The following is a 15,870-nucleotide window of genomic DNA, read 5'->3' on the forward strand; positions in this document are numbered from 1 at the left end:
CGGTCGTGGAGCCGCCGGTGGGGTGGTTGCCACGGCCCGCTGCTGAGCTGTTCGGGGAGGGCGCGACGGCCGCGGAGATGTACGGCCTGCTCACCGTCGACGTCCCGGCGGAGTCCTGGCTCTCCGCGCTGGAGACGGCCCGGACCACGCTGGGCTGCACGTTTTTCGACTGGCTGAGCGCGGTGGACGAACCGGGAGAGGGCTTCCGGGTCGCCGCGCACGTCGTCGCGCTCGCCGGACCGCCGGTGGCCGAGCAGCCGTCGGCACTGGCGGAGCCCGGGGAGCCGGCCTCTTCCCGACAAGCTGTCGGACAAGCCGCATCCGGGCAAGCCGGACCTGGGCAAGCCGTACCCGGTACACCGGTCGCACCGGCCGGAGGCGGGGGCGCTGGTTCCGCGGGGTCCAGGCTGCGCCGCCTGCTGGTACGGACGACCGTGCCGCACGACGCCCCGGTACTGCCGACCGCTACCGGTGTGTACGCGGGCGCCGGCTGGCATGAGCGCGAGACGCACGAGATGTTCGGCGTCGACTTCACCGGCCATCCCTACCTCGCCCCGCTGCTGCTGCCCGACGGCTTCGAGGGCCACCCGTTGCGTAAGGACTTCGTTCTCGCGGCACGGGTCGCCAAGGCGTGGCCTGGCGCGAAGGAACCGGGGGAGTCCGACCACGGTGGCCCCAAGCGCCGCACCATGCTGCCCCCCGGCGTTCCCGACCCCAACGAGTGGGGCCCGCTCAAGGGACAGCTTCCGCCTGCCCCGGCCCGCCCGGCTCGCGGAGCCCGTGCGGCAGCCGGCGCCAAGGGCGACCGTCCCGTACGACGTGCCCGCACCGCCAGCGCGGGCTCGGCCAGCCAGCAGGCCGAGGCCGCGGCGCCGGCCGAGGCGGCGCAGCCAGAGGCACCCCGGAAGCGCACCGCGACCGGCCCCGGCCCCTCGGCCAGGGGAGCAGCCGCTGCGCCTGCTGCCGACGCCGCGGGCACCAGTGCCACGGGTGCTGGGGCTGTGGGTTCTGGTGCTGCGGGGGCCGCTGGCGAGAGCGCCGGTGTCGCGGACGCCGCGGGCGCGACTGCCGCCGGTGCGGCCACCCCTGCTGGGACGGCCCCCGAAGCGACCGCCGCCGAGGGCGCAGCGGCTGAGCGGGCCGCCACCGACGGGACGACCGCAGAACGGGCTGCCGCCGAGGGCACGACCGCCGCACGCAAGCGGACGTCGTCCGACGCTCCGTGGCACAACCCGCGCCCGGCGACCCCTGAGCCAGGGCCGAAGGCCGAGCCGAAGCCTGAGCCCGAGGCTGAGCCCGCGCAGCAGCCCGTATCGGAGCCGAAGGCCGAGCCCGAGCGGCAGCCCGAGCCGAAGCCCGAGGCCGAGCCCGTTCAGGTGACCCCCGAGCCGGGGCCGAAGGCCGAGCCGAAGCCCGAGGCCGAGGGGCAGTCCGAGCCCCGGCCCGCGCCGAAGCCGGAGTCGGACTCGGAGCAGCAGCCCAAGCCTGAGCCGGGGCCGGGGTCCGAGCGGGAGTCCGGAGCCGATGAGTCGGCCTCGCCAGCCCGTACGACGGACTCCGCCGCCGCTGGGGAGACGCCCGAGGGCGGGCAGGGACCTGGGCCGAAGGCAGGAGGGGACGACGCGTGAACGACAGCCTCGAAGTCGCGCTGCGGCTCATCGGCATCTTCGTGATCTTCCTTGTCTTCCCTCTGGTGATCGGCCAGACGGAGCACAAGGTCATGGCCCACATGCAGGGCCGCCTCGGGCCCATGTACGCGGGCGGCTTCCACGGGTGGGCTCAGCTCGTCGCTGACGGGGTGAAGTTCGCGCAGAAGGAAGACGTCGTTCCGACGGGAGCGGACCGCCGTATCTTCCAGCTGGCACCTGCCGTGGCGCTGCTTCCCTACCTCCTTGTGCTGGTCGCGATCCCGATCGGCCCGGACAACGCCGTCGGTGAGGTCATCGACGCGGGCATCTTCTTCGTCCTCGCCGTGATGGGGGTCGGAGTCCTCGGCTCGCTCATGGCGGGCTGGGCCTCGGCCAACAAGTACTCCCTCCTGGGTGGTCTCCGTACGGCCGCCCAGCTCATGGCTTACGAGCTGCCGATGCTGCTCGCCGCCGCCTCCGTCGCGATGGCCGCGGGCACGGTCTCGCTGCCCGGCATGCTCGACGCCTTCGAGTGGTGGTGGGTGCCGTGGCAGATCGTGGGTGGCCTGGTGTTCTTCACCGCAGGACTCGCCGAGCTGCAACGGCCGCCGTTCGACGCCCCGGTCGCCGACTCCGAGATCATCTTCGGCGCGTACACCGAGTACACCGGGCTGCGTTTCGCGCTCTTCCTGCTCGCCGAGTACGCGGGCATCGTCGTCCTCTGCGGGTTGACCACCGTCCTCTTCCTCGGGGGCTGGCATGGGCCGTTCGCCGGTGAACTCGGCTGGCTGTGGACACTGCTGAAGACGGCGGCTCTCGCCTTCGTCGTGATCTGGCTGCGGGTGAGCTACCCGCGGCTGCGTGAGGACCAGTTGCAGAAGGTCGCCTGGACCGTTCTCATTCCGCTCGCTCTCGCTCAGATCGCCCTCACCGGCGTCGTCAAGGTGGTGATCTCCTGATGGCCGCGGGAAAGAAGGCGGGGTGGCCCGGTTCGGGCCTGGCCAAGGGACTGGCCGTCACCCTGCGCACGATGACCAAGAAGACCCACACCGCGCAGTACCCGGACGCGGTGCCCGCGCTGCCGCCGCGCAGCCGTGGCGTGATCGGGCTGTTCGAGGAGAACTGCACGGTCTGCATGCTCTGCGCCCGCGAGTGCCCTGACTGGTGCATCTACATCGACTCCCACAAGGAGACGGTGCCTCCGGCGGCCCCGGGTGGCCGCGAGCGCAGTCAGAACGTGCTCGACCGCTTCGCCATCGACTTCTCACTGTGCATGTACTGCGGTATCTGCATTGAGGTGTGCCCCTTCGACGCGTTGTTCTGGTCCCCGGAGTTCGAGTACGCGGAGACCGACATCCGTGAGCTGACCCACGAGCGGGACAAGCTCCGCGACTGGATGTGGACCGTGCCGGCCCCGCCCGCGCTGGACCCGGCCGCGGAGGAGCCGAAGGAGGTCGCCGCCGCGCGCAAGACCGCCGACAAGCTCGCCGAGGCGCGTGCGGCCGAGGCCGCTGCCCTCGCCGCGCAACCGGACCAGTCAGGCGACGAACCGGCCGAAGACGCAGCCCCGAGCCACGACGACTCCCCGAGCCAAGGCCCCGCTCAGCGCCGAGGCGGCCCCGCGAGCCCGGGCAGCTCCGCTCCCGGGGGCGACTCTGCCGACCGTGGTGACTCTTCCGGTGAAGGAGCGCCCTCATGATGCCCGCTGCGGAAAGCGGCTTCCTGTCACCCACCGGGGTCGAGGTCGTCTTCCTCCTCGTCGGCATCGCCACGCTCGGCGCTGCCATCCTCACGGTCACCACCAAACAACTGGTGCACGCCGCCCTGTGGCTGGTGGTGGCGCTTGGCGGGCTCGCGGTCGAATACCTCCTCCTCACGGCTGAGTTCATCGCCTGGGTGCAGGTGCTGATCTACGTCGGCTCTGTCGTCGTCCTCCTCCTTTTCGGGCTGATGCTGACCAGGGCGCCCATCGGACGGTCGCCGGACGCGGATTCCGGCAACCGCTGGGCCGCGCTCGCGGTGGCTGTCGCTGCGGCAGCCACCCTCGTATGGGTCGTCGTCGACGCCTTCCGGTCCACCGGGATCGACCTGGACGCGTCGGCGCCGGGCGGCGAGGGCGGCGCCGTACAAGGCTCGACCAGGGTCTCGGGAGAGATCCTCTTCCGGCACTGGGTGCTGCCGTTCGAGGCGCTCTCGGTCCTTCTTCTCGCCGCGCTGGTCGGCGCGATCGTGTTGTCCCGTAAGAACGACAACGGCAGCAGGGGCGGGGGCACCAAGGACGCCGTGGGCGGCAACGGCAGTAACGGTGGCAAGGCCGCCGGTGCGGCCAGGCGCCGGAACTCCACCGCGACAGTCTTCTCGGGCAGGTCCGGCCGCTCGGACAGGTCTGCCACGTCAGGCGGGACAGGACGAGTGACGGCCGACAGGGCGACGGCAGGCGAGGCGACGGCGGGCAGGGCGACGACAACCCCAGCGCCGTCGGCCACGCGAGCCACGAGCGACACCACCACCCAAGCCGGCCCCACCGTGCGAACCGGCCCCACCGCGGCCGACTCCACCCGCACCCGAGCCGACTCCACCCAAGAAGGCTCCACCCGAGCCGACTCCACTGATCCCAGCTCCAGCCGAGGCGGCACCGCCGAGGGCACCCCCGGGGAGGACAAGAGCTGATGCACCTCGTCTATCCCGCTGTGCTCGCCGTCCTCCTCTTCTGCGTCGGCCTGTACGGCGTGCTCGCCCGGCGCAACGCGATCCTGGTCCTGATGTCCGTCGAGCTGATGCTCAACGCCGTCAACCTCAACCTGGTCGCCTTCGACGTCTGGCTCCGCGACACGCTCCACGCGGGCCAGGCGCTCACCCTCTTCATCATTGCCGTCGCCGCCGCTGAGATCGGCATCGGCCTTGCCATCGTGCTGCTCGTGTACCGCAACCGCGGCACCTCCGATGTCGACAAGCTCCGCGATCTCGCCGACTCCCCACCCTCTGACGACAGCATGGCAGCCACCACTGACAATGCCGCCGCCGAGCGTCTGACCAGCGGAGAGGCCGCCGCGTGACGACCACGACCACCGCCGTCCTCGTCCCCCTCCTGCCCTTCCTCGGCGCCGTCGCCGGTCTCCTTTGCGGCCGCAGGGCCCCGGGGCTCGTGCGGCCGCTCGCCGTGCTGCCGACCGTCGCCGCCGCCGTGCTCGCGGTCGTCGTCGCCGTACGGCAGGGCGGGGACGGGCCGGTCACCGCGTCGACCCGGTACACCGACACCGGCTCCATCCCGATCGACCTCGCGCTGCACATCGACGGCTTCGCGTCGCTCGTCGCCGTGCTCGTCGGTGTCGTCGCGTGCTGCGTGCAGATCTACTCGACCGGCTATCTGCACGACGACCCGCGCTACCCCTCGTATGCCGCGCTCGTCTCGCTCTTCACCTCCGCGATGCTGCTGGTCGTCTACGCGGACGACCTGATCGTGCTGCTCGTCGGGTGGGAAGTCATGGGCATCTGCTCGTACTTCCTCGTCGGCCACTACTGGGAGACGGCGGCGGCGCGCGCCGCCTCGATCAAGGCTTTCCTGGTCACCAAGCTCGGTGATGTGCCGTTCCTCATCGGCATCTTCGCGCTCGCGTCCGACGCCGGAACGTTCAGGATCAGCGAGATCTACACCGGTCTCACCGCCGCCGCCGGAGGCGCGCACGGGCCCGAAGGCGCTGGCTTCCACCTCGACCACCCGACCGTCATCGGCCTGTTGCTGCTGGCGGGAGTCGCGGGCAAGTCGGCCCAGTTCCCGCTGCACACCTGGCTGCCGGACGCGATGGCGGGCCCCACCCCGGTCTCCGCGCTGATCCACGCGGCCACGATGGTCGCGGCGGGCGTCTACTTCGTCGCCCGGCTGCTGCCCGTCTTCGCCGCGTCCGCCGTCACGCTGACCGTGCTCGCGATCATGGCCGCGGCGACCATGGTGGGTTCCGCGCTCGCCGCGCTGGCGCAGGACGACATCAAACGCGTCCTCGCCTATTCGACCGTCGGGCAGCTCGGCTACATGACCGGTGCCCTCGCCGTCGGCGACCGCGGGGCGGCCATCTTCCACCTGCTGGCGCACGGCGCGTTCAAGGCGCTCCTCTTCCTCGGCGCGGGCGTGATCATCCACGCGGCCGGCACGAACTCGCTCGCCGCGATGTCCCGCATGAGCGGCCTCGCCAAGCGCATCCCCGACGCGTACTGGACGATGACCGTCGCCCTGCTCGCCCTCGCCGCGATCCCGCCGTTCGCGGGCTTCTTCTCCAAGGAAGCCGTTCTCGGTGCGGCGGAGTCCGTCGCCACCGGGCACGGCGCGCCGGAGCACGCGTACGACATCCCCGGCGCGGTCGGCTGGACCGTACTGATCGCCGGGCTGTTCACCGCGCTGCTCACCGCCGGCTACGCGGCCCGGCTGTGGCTCCTCACCTTCCATGGCAGCGGCACCGAGGCCCCCGACCACGGCAAGCAGCCTCTCGTCATGAACGCCGTGCTGTGGGTGCTGTTCATCCCCGCCGCCGGGCTCGGGCTGGCCGTCGGCGTCCTCCCTGACTGGTTCGACGACCACTCACTCAGCCCGACCCTCACCACCTCCGTCCTCGGGACCGGCCTTGCCCTCGTCGGCGGGTTGGTCACCTACGCGTCCTGGCGGCACACCACGGCACTCGCCGCCCGGTCGCCCATCGGCGCGGTCGCGGCACACCCGCAAGCGGAGCCCGCCGTGTCCGAGGCGGAGGCCATCGCCAGCCACGAACCTGTGTACGGAAGCATCGCCTCCGCCGATGACCCGGCCGACCAGGGAAGGCTGCTGCTCGGCCCCGTACACCGGCACGCCGCGGTCGGTTTCCATCTGGACGCCGTCTACGGGGCCCTGTTCGTCCGGCCCGTACGCGCCGCTGCCCGGCTCGTCCGCTTCCTGGACCGGGAAGTGGTCGACACGTACGTACGCGGCGCGGGCACCGCACCCCGGCTCCTGGGCACGGCTGCCCGCCGAGCGCAGACGGGCAACGTCCAGACGTATCTGAGCGCCCTGCTGGCGGGGACCCTTGTGCTGGTCGTCGCCGTCGTCCTCGCCGCGACGGGAGGCTGAACCGTGCCCGACACCCTCAGAGCAACACCCCACCGAGCACGTTCCCACTCCCGTTCCCGAGCGCGCCACGGGGCGCTTCGTGAACCAGGCCGACCAGTGCCGACCGCCACCCCAAGCCGGACCTCGCCCGCCCCTGCCCGGACGGCGGCCCCCGGCTGCCGGGCCGCGATTACCTGGGCCGCGTGCCTCGCGGCCGACACCCCGAGGAGCCCGAGGTGAGTCAGACCGCTATGCAACTCCTCCTCGCGGCCATCGTCGTCCTCCCGCTGATCGGCGCCGTCGCCGCGCTGCTGCCCGCTCCGCCCGGGCTGCGCGGACGCAGCCCCGACCAAGCGGTGCTCAGGCACGGCGTCACCGTCACCGGACTGATCCTCGCGCTGTCGATCGCGCTGGCGGCGGGCTTCGACCACGACCGACCGGCGTCGATGCAGGCGACCACGGACATCAGCTGGATTCCCGCGCTGGATATCCGTATCCACCTCGGCGTCGACGGCGTATCGCTTCCGCTGCTCGTCATGACCGCGCTGCTCACCTTCCTCTGCGCGCTGTACAGCTACTTCAAGATGCCGGCGGGCCCGTCCCCGATGGCGTTCGTCTCGCTGCTCCTCGTGCTGGAGGCCGGCACCCTCGCCACGTTCGCCGTCCTCGACCTGATCCTGTTCTTCCTGGCGTTCGAGATGGTCCTGATCCCGATGTACTTCCTGATCGCCCGCTGGGGCGGCTCGGAAGGCACGGCGCCCGGCATCCCGGCCCCGGCCAAGGGCGAGGATCAAGACGCAGACCACCAAAGCGATGGACTTGGCGTTGGCGTTGGCGTCCAGGGCGGCGGCCAGCCCGCGACCGGGCGTGAGCGCGCCGCCTGGAAGTTCATCCTCTACACGCTGCTCGGCTCCGTCGTCATGCTGCTCGGTCTCCTCCTCATCGGGATCAAGGGCGGCACCTTCGACATGGTGGCACTCGCCTCTGACAACGGCTCCGGGCTCAGCCACACCACCCAGCTCATCGCCGTCCTCGCGATCGGCGTCGGACTGGCCGTCAAGACCCCGATGTGGCCGCTGCACAGCTGGCTGCCCGACGCGCACACCGCCGCCCCGACCGTCGGGTCGGTCCTGCTGGCGGGCGTGCTGCTGAAGATGGGCACGTACGGGTTCGTACGCATCGTGCTGCCGATCGCCCCCGACGGCGCGCACACCTTCGCCCCGTACCTCGCCGCCTTCGCCGTCGTCGGCATCATCTACGGATCGCTCGCCTGCCTGGCTCTGGTCCGCCCTGGCGCCAAGGGCGACCTCAAGCGCCTCATCGCGTACTCCTCCGTCGGGCACATGGGCTTCGTGCTGCTGGGCATCTCGACCCTCACGCCCACCGGCGTGAACGGCGCGCTGTTCGCCAACATCGCGCACGGCCTGATCACAGGCCTGCTGTTCTTCCTGGTCGGAGCCCTCAAGGACCGTTACGGCAGCACGGATCTCGACCGCATGGCCGGTGGGGTGCGGGCATCGGGCGCCGCGCTGTACGGCAAGGCGCCGCTGCTCGGCGGGTTGCTCGTCTTCGCCGCCGTCGCCTCCCTCGGCCTGCCGGGGCTGGCCGGATTCTGGGGCGAGATGCTCGCCATGTTCGGCGCCTTCGAACCCGCCGACGGGCTCAGCCGTCCCGCCTTCCTGACCTATCTGGCGCTCGCGGGGCTCGGCACGCTGCTGACGGCCGCGTACATGCTGCTGGTCGTACGGCGTGTCTGCATGGGCGAGCACACCACGCCCACCGAGACCGTGGCCGAGGCCGAATCCGGGTCGGCTTCCGGCGCGCCGGGCGCGGGCGCCGTGGGCGCCGGCGCGGCCGCTGGAGCCTCCCGTACGGCTGCCTCCGCCACCTCCACCGCCGCCCCGGCTCCCACCCACGCGACGGACCGTGATGCGCAGCCGTACAGCGAGATCGCGGATGTCCGCGGGTACGAACTGGCCGCCTGGACCCCGCTCGTCGTCCTCACCATCCTCGCCGGACTCTGGCCGGCGGCCCTCCTCGGGCTGACCGACCCGGCCGTGCAGCACCTTCTCGGAGGCGGCAGCTGATGACCACCATCGCCGCGAGCGCCGTCCAGTCCGTCGACTGGCTCGCCATCGCCCCGCCCACCATCCTCGCCGTGGCCGGGCTCGTCGTCCTGGTCGCCGACCTGTTCGTGGCCGAGCGGCACAAGCCGCTGCTCGGCTGGGTCGCGGTGGCCGGACTCGCCGTCGCGGGGCTGTCCCTGCTGCCGCTGCTCGACGGCGACCGGACGACGTTCTGCCTCTCCGCGGAACCGGACGTGTGCAGTTACGTCGCCGACGACTTCGCGATCGTCGTCCAGCTTCTGGTGATCGGCGGCGCCTTGCTGACGGCGCTGCTGTCCATGCACGCCGTGGCGGAGCTCAAGCTTCCGGCGGGGGAGTACTGGTTCCTGCTGCTGTCATCGGCCGCCGGAGCCGCGCTGATGCCCGCCTCCCGGGACCTGGCGACCCTCGTCATCGCCCTCGAAGTCACCTCGCTCCCCGCCTTCGCGCTGGTGGGCCTGCGCCGGGACGACCGGCGCTCGTCCGAGGCGGCGCTGAAGTTCTTTCTCTCCTCCGTCACGGCGACCGCCGTGACCCTGCTGGGCGTCAGCTTCGTGTACGCGGCCACCGGCAGCATGCACTTCGCCGAGATCGCCGACGGCCTCACCCGCGTCGACCCGCAGCTGGAAACGCTCGCCCAGGCGGGCGTCGCCCTCACCCTCATCGGCTTCGCCTTCAAGACGGCGGCCGTGCCCTTCCACTTCTGGGTCCCTGAGACGTACGTGGGGGCACCGCTGCCGGTGGCCGCGTACCTCTCGGTCATCGGAAAGGCGGTCGGCTTCACCGGTCTGATCCTGGTGACCGTCCTGGCCTTCCCGTCCTACGCGGACATCTGGGGCCCGGCCATGGCGGTGCTCGCCGCGCTGACCATGACCATCGGGAACGTGGCCGCGCTGCGCCAGCGGCCCGAGCAGGCCCGCAGCGCCGTACGCCTGCTGGCCTGGTCCTCCGTCGGCCAGGCGGGCTACCTCCTGGTCCCGATCGCGGCAGCCGGTTACGTGGACTCCGCGGACGACGCCGCGCACACCATCGGCGCCACCGTGGCGTACGCGCTCATGTACGCGGCGGTGAACCTCGGCGCCTTCGCCGTCGTCGCCCTCGTCGCGCTCCCGACCGCCGCCGCTCGCGGCGAGGGGGCAGCGCGGGCGCACCCCGCCGCCTCCCCGCCGACCGCCGACCGGCTCGCCGACCACCGCGGCCTCTACGCCACCCGCCCACTGGCGGCCCTGTCGCTCGGCTTCTTCCTGCTCTGCCTGGCCGGGCTGCCGCCGGGCATCATCGGCCTGTTCGCCAAGGTCACCGTCTTCTCGGCGGTCGTCGACGCGGGTCTCGGGTGGCTCGCCGTCGTGATGGCCGTCAACGTGGTGATCGCGCTCTACTACTACCTGCAGTGGACAGCGGTCCTCTTCCGCGCCCCGGCACCGTCCCTGGTTTCGGCGGCGGCGAGTGGGCCGGAGCCGGCAGCGGCAGGTCAGGCCCCGGGCGCTGGGGCGAACGTACGAGCGGGCGCGCACGCGGGCACGCGAGCAGACGGAGAAGCAGGCGTACGAGCGGGCGCGGCCGCGGAAGCCGAAGCGACCTCTACGCTGACGGCGCCCGCCGGGCAGCCGCGATCCCGCCCGGACACGGACACACGGCCCCGCGTCCCGGCCCCGCTGGCCGCGTGTATCGCCCTCGCCGTCATCGTCGGCGTCGCCCTCTCCGGCGCCCCGCAGCTCGTCCTGCGGTTCGCTTCCGGCACTCTGCTCTGACGTAACGCCCTGACGCCCTGACGCCCTGACGTCCTGAGGTAAGGCTGCGCTGGCGTAAGGCTCTGACGTAAGGCGCGCGGGTGCGCTGCCGCAGGCTGGCCCGACCTCCCGACCTCCCGACCGCCCGACACGCAGCCGTGGGTGGCGGGCTCCGGCGCCGGGCGTACGCGCCGAATGTCGCAGCCCGCCGCGGCCTGGTCTGGCCATGGGCGTACGGGCAGCCCGGCATGCCTCCGGCGGGCTCCCGGCTGCCCGGCGCCCGCGTGCCCGTGCGCATACGCGCCCGTGTGCCCCGAGTGCCTACGCGTCCCGCACGCCCCGCGTACGTACGCGCCCGTGTGCCCGCGTGTGCGATGGGTAAGCGGGAGCCCGATGACCAGCCGCCGACCACGGTCACATCCGCTCGGGTCAACCAGCCCCGACCAGGCGCGCCGGGCGACCGAGGCGGGAGGCCCGAGGGGTCCCGGCACGCCGCTCAGGGCCGCGTACGGGTGTTCCAGCCGGTTGGGAGAGGGCCGGACCGGTGTCGGCTCGCCTGGCGGCCGTGCGGCGGGCACAAGGGAACTTGGACCTCTCATCTGGCGTTGACCAGTGAGGGAGGGTCCACTGGAAGCTGGAGAAACCGCGAAAGGGTTCCCCTGCCGCATTACTTGGAGGGCGTACCGTGCACCGCCGGCACAATGGACTCAAGACCGCTGTACTCCTCGGGGGACTGTCCGCACTCATCATCGTCATCGGCGGGATGTTCGGCCGGACGGGCTTGATCATCGCTGTGTTCGTGGCACTCGGCACGAACGCCTACGCCTACTGGAACAGCGACAAGCTGGCCCTGCGCGCCATGCGCGCGCGTCCCGTGAGCGAGTTCGAGGCGCCGCAGCTCTACCGCATGGTCCGTGAGCTCTCCACTGCCGCCCGCCAGCCCATGCCGCGCCTCTATATCTCGCCGACCGACGCCCCCAACGCCTTCGCCACCGGCCGTAACCCGCGCAACGCGGCCGTCTGCTGCACGGACGGCATCATGCGCCTGCTCAACGAGCGCGAGCTGCGCGGCGTCATCGGCCATGAGCTGAGCCATGTCTACAACCGCGACATCCTCATCTCCTCCATCGCGGGTGCGCTGGCGAGCGTGGTGATGTTCCTGGTGCACTTCGCCTGGCTGATTCCCATAGGCCGCTCCGACGACGATGACGGCCCCAACTTCGTCGGCATGCTGCTGATCATGATCCTCGGGCCGCTCGCCGCCTCCGTCATCCAGCTGGCCATCAGCCGGTCCCGGGAGTACGAGGCGGACGCCTCGGGCGCACAGCTCACCGGCGACCCGCTGGCACTGGCGAGCGCCCTGCGCAAGCTCGAAGCGGGCACGAAGGCGCTGCCGCTGCCGCCCGAACCCCGCCTGGAGACAGCGAGCCATATGATGATCGCCAACCCGTTCCGGCCGGGCGCGGGTATGGCGCGGCTTTTTTCCACGCACCCGCCCATGGCGGAGCGCATCAGCCGCCTTGAGAAGCTGGCAGGCCACTGACCCATGAAGACCATCCTGAACCTGATCTGGCTCGTACTGTCCGGCTTCTGGCTGGCCTGCGCCTACGTGCTCGCGGGTCTGATCCTCTGCGTCACGATCATCGGCATCCCCTTCGGCATCGCATCGTTCCGCATAGCGCGCTACGCCCTGTGGCCCTTCGGCTATACGACGGTGGAACGCCGCGACGCGGGCGCGCCCTCGTGCGTCGGAAACGTGCTGTGGCTGATCCTGGCGGGCTGGTGGCTGGCGCTCAGCCACATCGTCACGGGCCTGCTGCTCTGCGTCACGATCATCGGCATCCCGCTCGGCGTGGCGAACTTCAAGCTGATCCCGGTCTCCCTGATGCCACTGGGCCGCGACATCGTCCCCACGGACCGCCCCTTCGCCACCCGCTGAACGCCCCGTGGGCGGCGGCTGGCTGGGCACATGGCGCGCCGCTGGCTTCTCGGCCCTTCACGCGGCCACGACCGGGGCGATGGCTGTCGTTCCGTTGCCCGTTGCCCGGCGCCCGTTGTCCGTTGTCCGAAGCGTCGTCCCGCTGTGTCGTCCCGCTGTCCGGGCGGGGAATGCGGCGTGCGGGCACGGAACGCGCTCCGGCGGGCAGGCGTGGACGGGCGCGGCGTGCCATGCAGGCGCGACGCGGCACGTACGAGGATGCGCGGGGCGTCGCGCGGGACGCGTACGCGCGTGTGGGGTCGGCCTACGGCGCGTACGGGCGGACACGGCGGCGTTTGAGGAGCCGCCCATGCGTCGTACGGACGAGCGGGCGGGGGCACATGATGCGGCGGGAGCCTCGGAAGGCGCCGCGCGCACCGACCGCGCTGCTTTCGCGAACACCGCGACGGTCCCGGCTGCCGACGGCGGGCTTGTTCTTCCATCGGCAGCCGAGAGCCTGGGTCAGCGGTAGTTCACGAACTGCAGGGCGAAGTCGAGATCCTTGCCCTTGAGAAGGGTCTGGACGGCCTGGAGGTCGTCCCGGCTCTTCGACGAGACGCGCAGCTCATCGCCTTGCACCTGCGCCTTGACGCCCTTCGGCCCCTCATCGCGGATGATCTTGGCGACCTTCTTCGCGTTGTCCTGCGAGATCCCCTCCTCCAGCGAGGCGGAGATCTTGTATTCCTTGCCGGACGCCTGCGGCTCGCCCGCGTCCAGGGCCTTCAGCGAGATGCCCCGCTTGATCAGCTTGGTCTCAAAGACGTCGAGGATCGCCTTGACGCGCTCCTCGGAGTTGGCGCGCATCTCGATCTGCTCGCCCGACCACTCGATCGAGGCACCGACGTTCTTGAAGTCGTAGCGCTGGGAGATCTCCCGGCTGGCCTGGTTGAGGGCGTTGTCGACCTCCTGCCGCTCGACCTTCGAGACGATGTCGAAACTGGAGTCGGCCATATTGAGTTGGCTCCTCGTACGTAGATCCGTCAGGGGTATGGTCCGGTGGACCGTGCCGCCAGCCTAGCCATCCCTGACCCGGTCCAGCGGCGAACAACCGGGTGGCGAACCACCCCCCGGCATCAGGTAAGGTTTACGTCGTTGCCAGGGAGCCCCGAGCGCGGGGCGAAAAACCTGACGACAACACCAGGCGGTGTGCCCGAGTGGCCAATGGGAACGGACTGTAAATCCGTCGGCTTAGCCTACCCAGGTTCGAATCCTGGCGCCGCCACGCAAAGGAACGGCCCCTGATCTGCGGAAACGCAGGTCGGGGGCCGTCTTCGTTGCGTTGGGCACGACCGGGAGCCGGGGTCGCGGAGAGGCGTGTGGTCGCCTCGGTGGCGGCCTGTCGGCGCGGTCGTTTCTGGGCTCGCAGGGCTGCGCAGCGGGGGCCGCAGCCGGAGGGGCGCAGCAGGTCACCCACTAAGTTGAGCGGCTACTTGTCAAGTTTGCTGCGGTGAGCTATATAGGTGTTGTCGTCATGTGCATCCCGCATCAGGAGAAGGAGTGACCGATGATGCTCATGCGGACCGATCCCTTCCGTGAGTTCGACCGGCTGACGCAGCAGGTGCTGGGCACCGCGGCGAAGCCGGCGGCCATGCCGATGGACGCCTTCCGGCATGGTGACACTTTCGTCGTCGAGCTGGACCTGCCCGGTGTGAGCCCCGAGACGATCGACCTCGACGTCGAGCGCAATGTGCTGACGGTGAAGGCCGAGCGTCGTCCCAGTGCGGGCGAGAACGCGGAAGTCCTGATCAGCGAGCGGCCGACCGGAGCCTTCAGCCGCCAGCTCTTCCTTGGCGAGACCCTCGACACCGAGCGCGTCGACGCGTCGTACGACGCCGGTGTCCTGAAGCTGCGCATCCCCGTCGCCGAGCAGGCCAAGCCCCGCAAGATCGCCATCAGCGGCGGCAGCGCCCCGAAGGAGATCCGCAGCTGAGCCCCGGGGCGGGGCCCGTGGCCGGTGCGTCCGCAGGGCCCCGTCCCCGTAACCGCGAATCAGGCGTAACCGGGAACCAGGGGAGCCGTCATCGTGATGAAGAAGTGGGACGTGTTCCTGGCGGCGGTCCAGGAGCGGGGCAAGTACTCCTCACCGCAGGAAGCCGAGCGGGCGGTTCGCGTGGTGCTGGCGCTGCTCGGCGCCCATCTGGTGGGGGCCGAGAGGGCCGAACTGGCCGCTCGATTGCCGGAAACCTGCGCGCTGGTGCTCCTCGATCCGCTCCCGGCCGTTGAACCGCTCGGGCCGCAGCGGTTCGTCCGCGCCACCGCCGCGTGGATCGACGGCGCCACCGACGAAACCGCGAAGTGGGACGTCAGCGCCGTCTTGAGCGTGGTGGCCGACGCCGCGGAGGAAGAGTTGCTACGGCGCGTACTGCTCCAGCTGCCCCCCGGCTACGACCTGCTCTTCGGTCGTCCCCAAGCGGCCTGAGCACCAGCGCCACCCACTGCCGAGCGGCGGCTACGTGGTTGCGCAGCCCGCAGCCCGCAGCCGACAGCCCGCAGCCGGGGACGGGCGCGCCGCTATGGTGCGCCCGCCCCCGGCGTCGTGGGTGCCCGGCCAGCGTGAGAAGGGTGTGGCTACTCCGGCTCCCCGGCGCCCGGCAGTTGGTCGTACGTCCGGTACGTGTACGTGGCGGCCAGCGAGATCTTGTTGTCGCCCGAGGCGGCGGGCAGGCGCAGCCGCTTGTCGACGAGGCGGCCGAGGGGGCCGCAGCCGTGCGTACGAGGGGCGGTGAACGAGTCGTCGTAGGCACTGAACTTCACGACGGGCGGGTTCTTGGAGACCCATTCCGTATCGCCGTCCTGAATCAAACGGATCTTCATCGCATCGGCCTCAGCGCCGATGGTGCAGTGCTTGCCCAGGAGCGGGTGGAGCAGGCGCAACTTCATGTCCAGCTTCCCGCGGTGCTTGCCGTCCGAGTAGAAGTCCGAGAAGCCCGCGTACTGCGGCTGGACCCGCAAACCCTTGCGGAACGGTGCTGGGGCCCCGCTCACCGGCGTCGGTGCGGCCCGCAGGGCGCCGAACACCTGGCCCTTGGTGCCGTCGGGCAAGGGGCCTTCGGCGTTGGTGATGGTCATGGGAGCGAGGCCGGGTACGTCCAGCGCGCCGACCCTGAGGTGGCTTTCGGACGTGAAGACTTCACAACGCCACTTCGCGGGATCGACGCCCGTGGGCAGTTCCGGGCAGTCTCCGAAGTCGAACGCCGTGGGACTTGCTGACGTCGGCGTGGACGCGGTGGCGGTCGTTGCCGTACCGGCGATCAGAGCGGCGGCAGCACCGGCCGCGAGTGCCGCCGTGACGCGGCGACGAGTCTGGGGCTTCATGGGACTCAGCCTGTCCTCCGCACGATGCCGGCTCATCAGG

Annotated in this window: 13 protein-coding genes, 1 tRNA gene and 1 pseudogene; 13 read left to right on the forward strand and 2 right to left on the reverse strand. The window is 71.1% G+C overall.

Translation table 11 applies throughout. The annotated features are described in order from the left end of the window. The first annotated feature begins 77 nt into the window (after nt 1-77). The 10 genes and pseudogenes from AC5P1B_RS11520 (at nt 78) to AC5P1B_RS11565 (ending at nt 12,476) form a co-directional block, all read left to right on the forward strand. The gene (locus AC5P1B_RS11520; protein WP_493887005.1) at nt 78-1,628 is read left to right on the forward strand and encodes an NADH-quinone oxidoreductase subunit C; all 1,551 of its coding nucleotides are present in this window, start codon (nt 78-80) and stop codon (nt 1,626-1,628) included. Continuing rightward, entirely contained in the window at nt 1,625-2,587 is a 963-nt protein-coding gene (locus AC5P1B_RS11525) for a complex I subunit 1/NuoH family protein (RefSeq protein WP_493886723.1), read from the forward strand. Before AC5P1B_RS11520 ends, AC5P1B_RS11525 begins: the two co-directional genes overlap by 4 nt. After that, nucleotides 2,587-3,327: a NuoI/complex I 23 kDa subunit family protein gene (locus AC5P1B_RS11530; protein ID WP_493886726.1), complete on the forward strand. Its 741-nt coding sequence runs from the start codon at nt 2,587-2,589 to the stop codon at nt 3,325-3,327. Before AC5P1B_RS11525 ends, AC5P1B_RS11530 begins: the two co-directional genes overlap by 1 nt. Further along, nucleotides 3,324-3,876, forward strand: a pseudogene (locus AC5P1B_RS11535) (NADH-quinone oxidoreductase subunit J family protein); the annotation flags it as partial. The gene AC5P1B_RS11530 and the pseudogene AC5P1B_RS11535, both read left to right, overlap by 4 nt. 421 nt (nt 3,877-4,297) lie before the next feature. Continuing rightward, nucleotides 4,298-4,684, forward strand: coding sequence for an NADH-quinone oxidoreductase subunit NuoK (gene nuoK, locus AC5P1B_RS11540; RefSeq protein WP_493886727.1), 387 nt, complete (start codon nt 4,298-4,300; stop codon nt 4,682-4,684). Beyond that, nucleotides 4,681-6,723, forward strand: coding sequence for an NADH-quinone oxidoreductase subunit 5 family protein (locus AC5P1B_RS11545; RefSeq protein WP_493886729.1), 2,043 nt, complete (start codon nt 4,681-4,683; stop codon nt 6,721-6,723). The genes nuoK and AC5P1B_RS11545 overlap by 4 nt, the downstream gene beginning before the upstream one ends. A 230-nt stretch (nt 6,724-6,953) precedes the next feature. Continuing rightward, complete coding sequence (locus tag AC5P1B_RS11550) at nt 6,954-8,789, forward strand: complex I subunit 4 family protein (protein WP_493887006.1); 1,836 nt, start codon at nt 6,954-6,956, stop codon at nt 8,787-8,789. Continuing rightward, nucleotides 8,789-10,558 carry an NADH-quinone oxidoreductase subunit N gene (locus AC5P1B_RS11555; protein ID WP_493886731.1) on the forward strand — a complete coding sequence of 590 codons (1,770 nt, stop codon included), beginning with the start codon at nt 8,789-8,791 and terminating at the stop codon, nt 10,556-10,558. The genes AC5P1B_RS11550 and AC5P1B_RS11555 overlap by 1 nt, the downstream gene beginning before the upstream one ends. A gap of 664 nt (nt 10,559-11,222) precedes the next feature. Then, a complete protein-coding gene (gene htpX / locus AC5P1B_RS11560; RefSeq protein ID WP_493886733.1) occupies nt 11,223-12,080 on the forward strand; it encodes a zinc metalloprotease HtpX in 858 nt (285 codons plus the stop codon). Between the two features lie 3 nt (nt 12,081-12,083). After that, nucleotides 12,084-12,476: a YccF domain-containing protein gene (locus AC5P1B_RS11565; RefSeq protein WP_493886736.1), complete on the forward strand. Its 393-nt coding sequence runs from the start codon at nt 12,084-12,086 to the stop codon at nt 12,474-12,476. A gap of 501 nt (nt 12,477-12,977) precedes the next feature. Here AC5P1B_RS11565 and AC5P1B_RS11570 read toward each other — a convergent pair. Beyond that, nucleotides 12,978-13,466, reverse strand: a complete 489-nt coding sequence (locus tag AC5P1B_RS11570) for a YajQ family cyclic di-GMP-binding protein (RefSeq protein ID WP_493886738.1) — start codon at nt 13,464-13,466, stop codon at nt 12,978-12,980. Between the two features lie 189 nt (nt 13,467-13,655). Here AC5P1B_RS11570 and AC5P1B_RS11575 point away from each other — a divergent pair. The 3 genes from AC5P1B_RS11575 (at nt 13,656) to AC5P1B_RS11585 (ending at nt 14,934) form a co-directional block, all read left to right on the forward strand. Then, nucleotides 13,656-13,737: transfer RNA gene (locus tag AC5P1B_RS11575), tRNA-Tyr, on the forward strand. 285 nt (nt 13,738-14,022) lie between these two features. Continuing rightward, the gene (locus tag AC5P1B_RS11580; RefSeq protein WP_493887007.1) at nt 14,023-14,445 is read left to right on the forward strand and encodes an Hsp20/alpha crystallin family protein; all 423 of its coding nucleotides are present in this window, start codon (nt 14,023-14,025) and stop codon (nt 14,443-14,445) included. 96 nt (nt 14,446-14,541) lie between these two features. Further along, nucleotides 14,542-14,934: a DUF2267 domain-containing protein gene (locus tag AC5P1B_RS11585; RefSeq protein ID WP_493886740.1), complete on the forward strand. Its 393-nt coding sequence runs from the start codon at nt 14,542-14,544 to the stop codon at nt 14,932-14,934. Nucleotides 14,935-15,083: 149 nt separating this feature from the next. Here the strand turns inward: AC5P1B_RS11585 and AC5P1B_RS11590 are convergent, their stop codons facing one another. Beyond that, nucleotides 15,084-15,830, reverse strand: a complete 747-nt coding sequence (locus tag AC5P1B_RS11590) for a hypothetical protein (protein WP_493886742.1) — start codon at nt 15,828-15,830, stop codon at nt 15,084-15,086. Nucleotides 15,831-15,870: the final 40 nt, after the last annotated feature.

It is taken from the genome of Streptomyces sp. A01 (genome assembly GCF_059026195.1).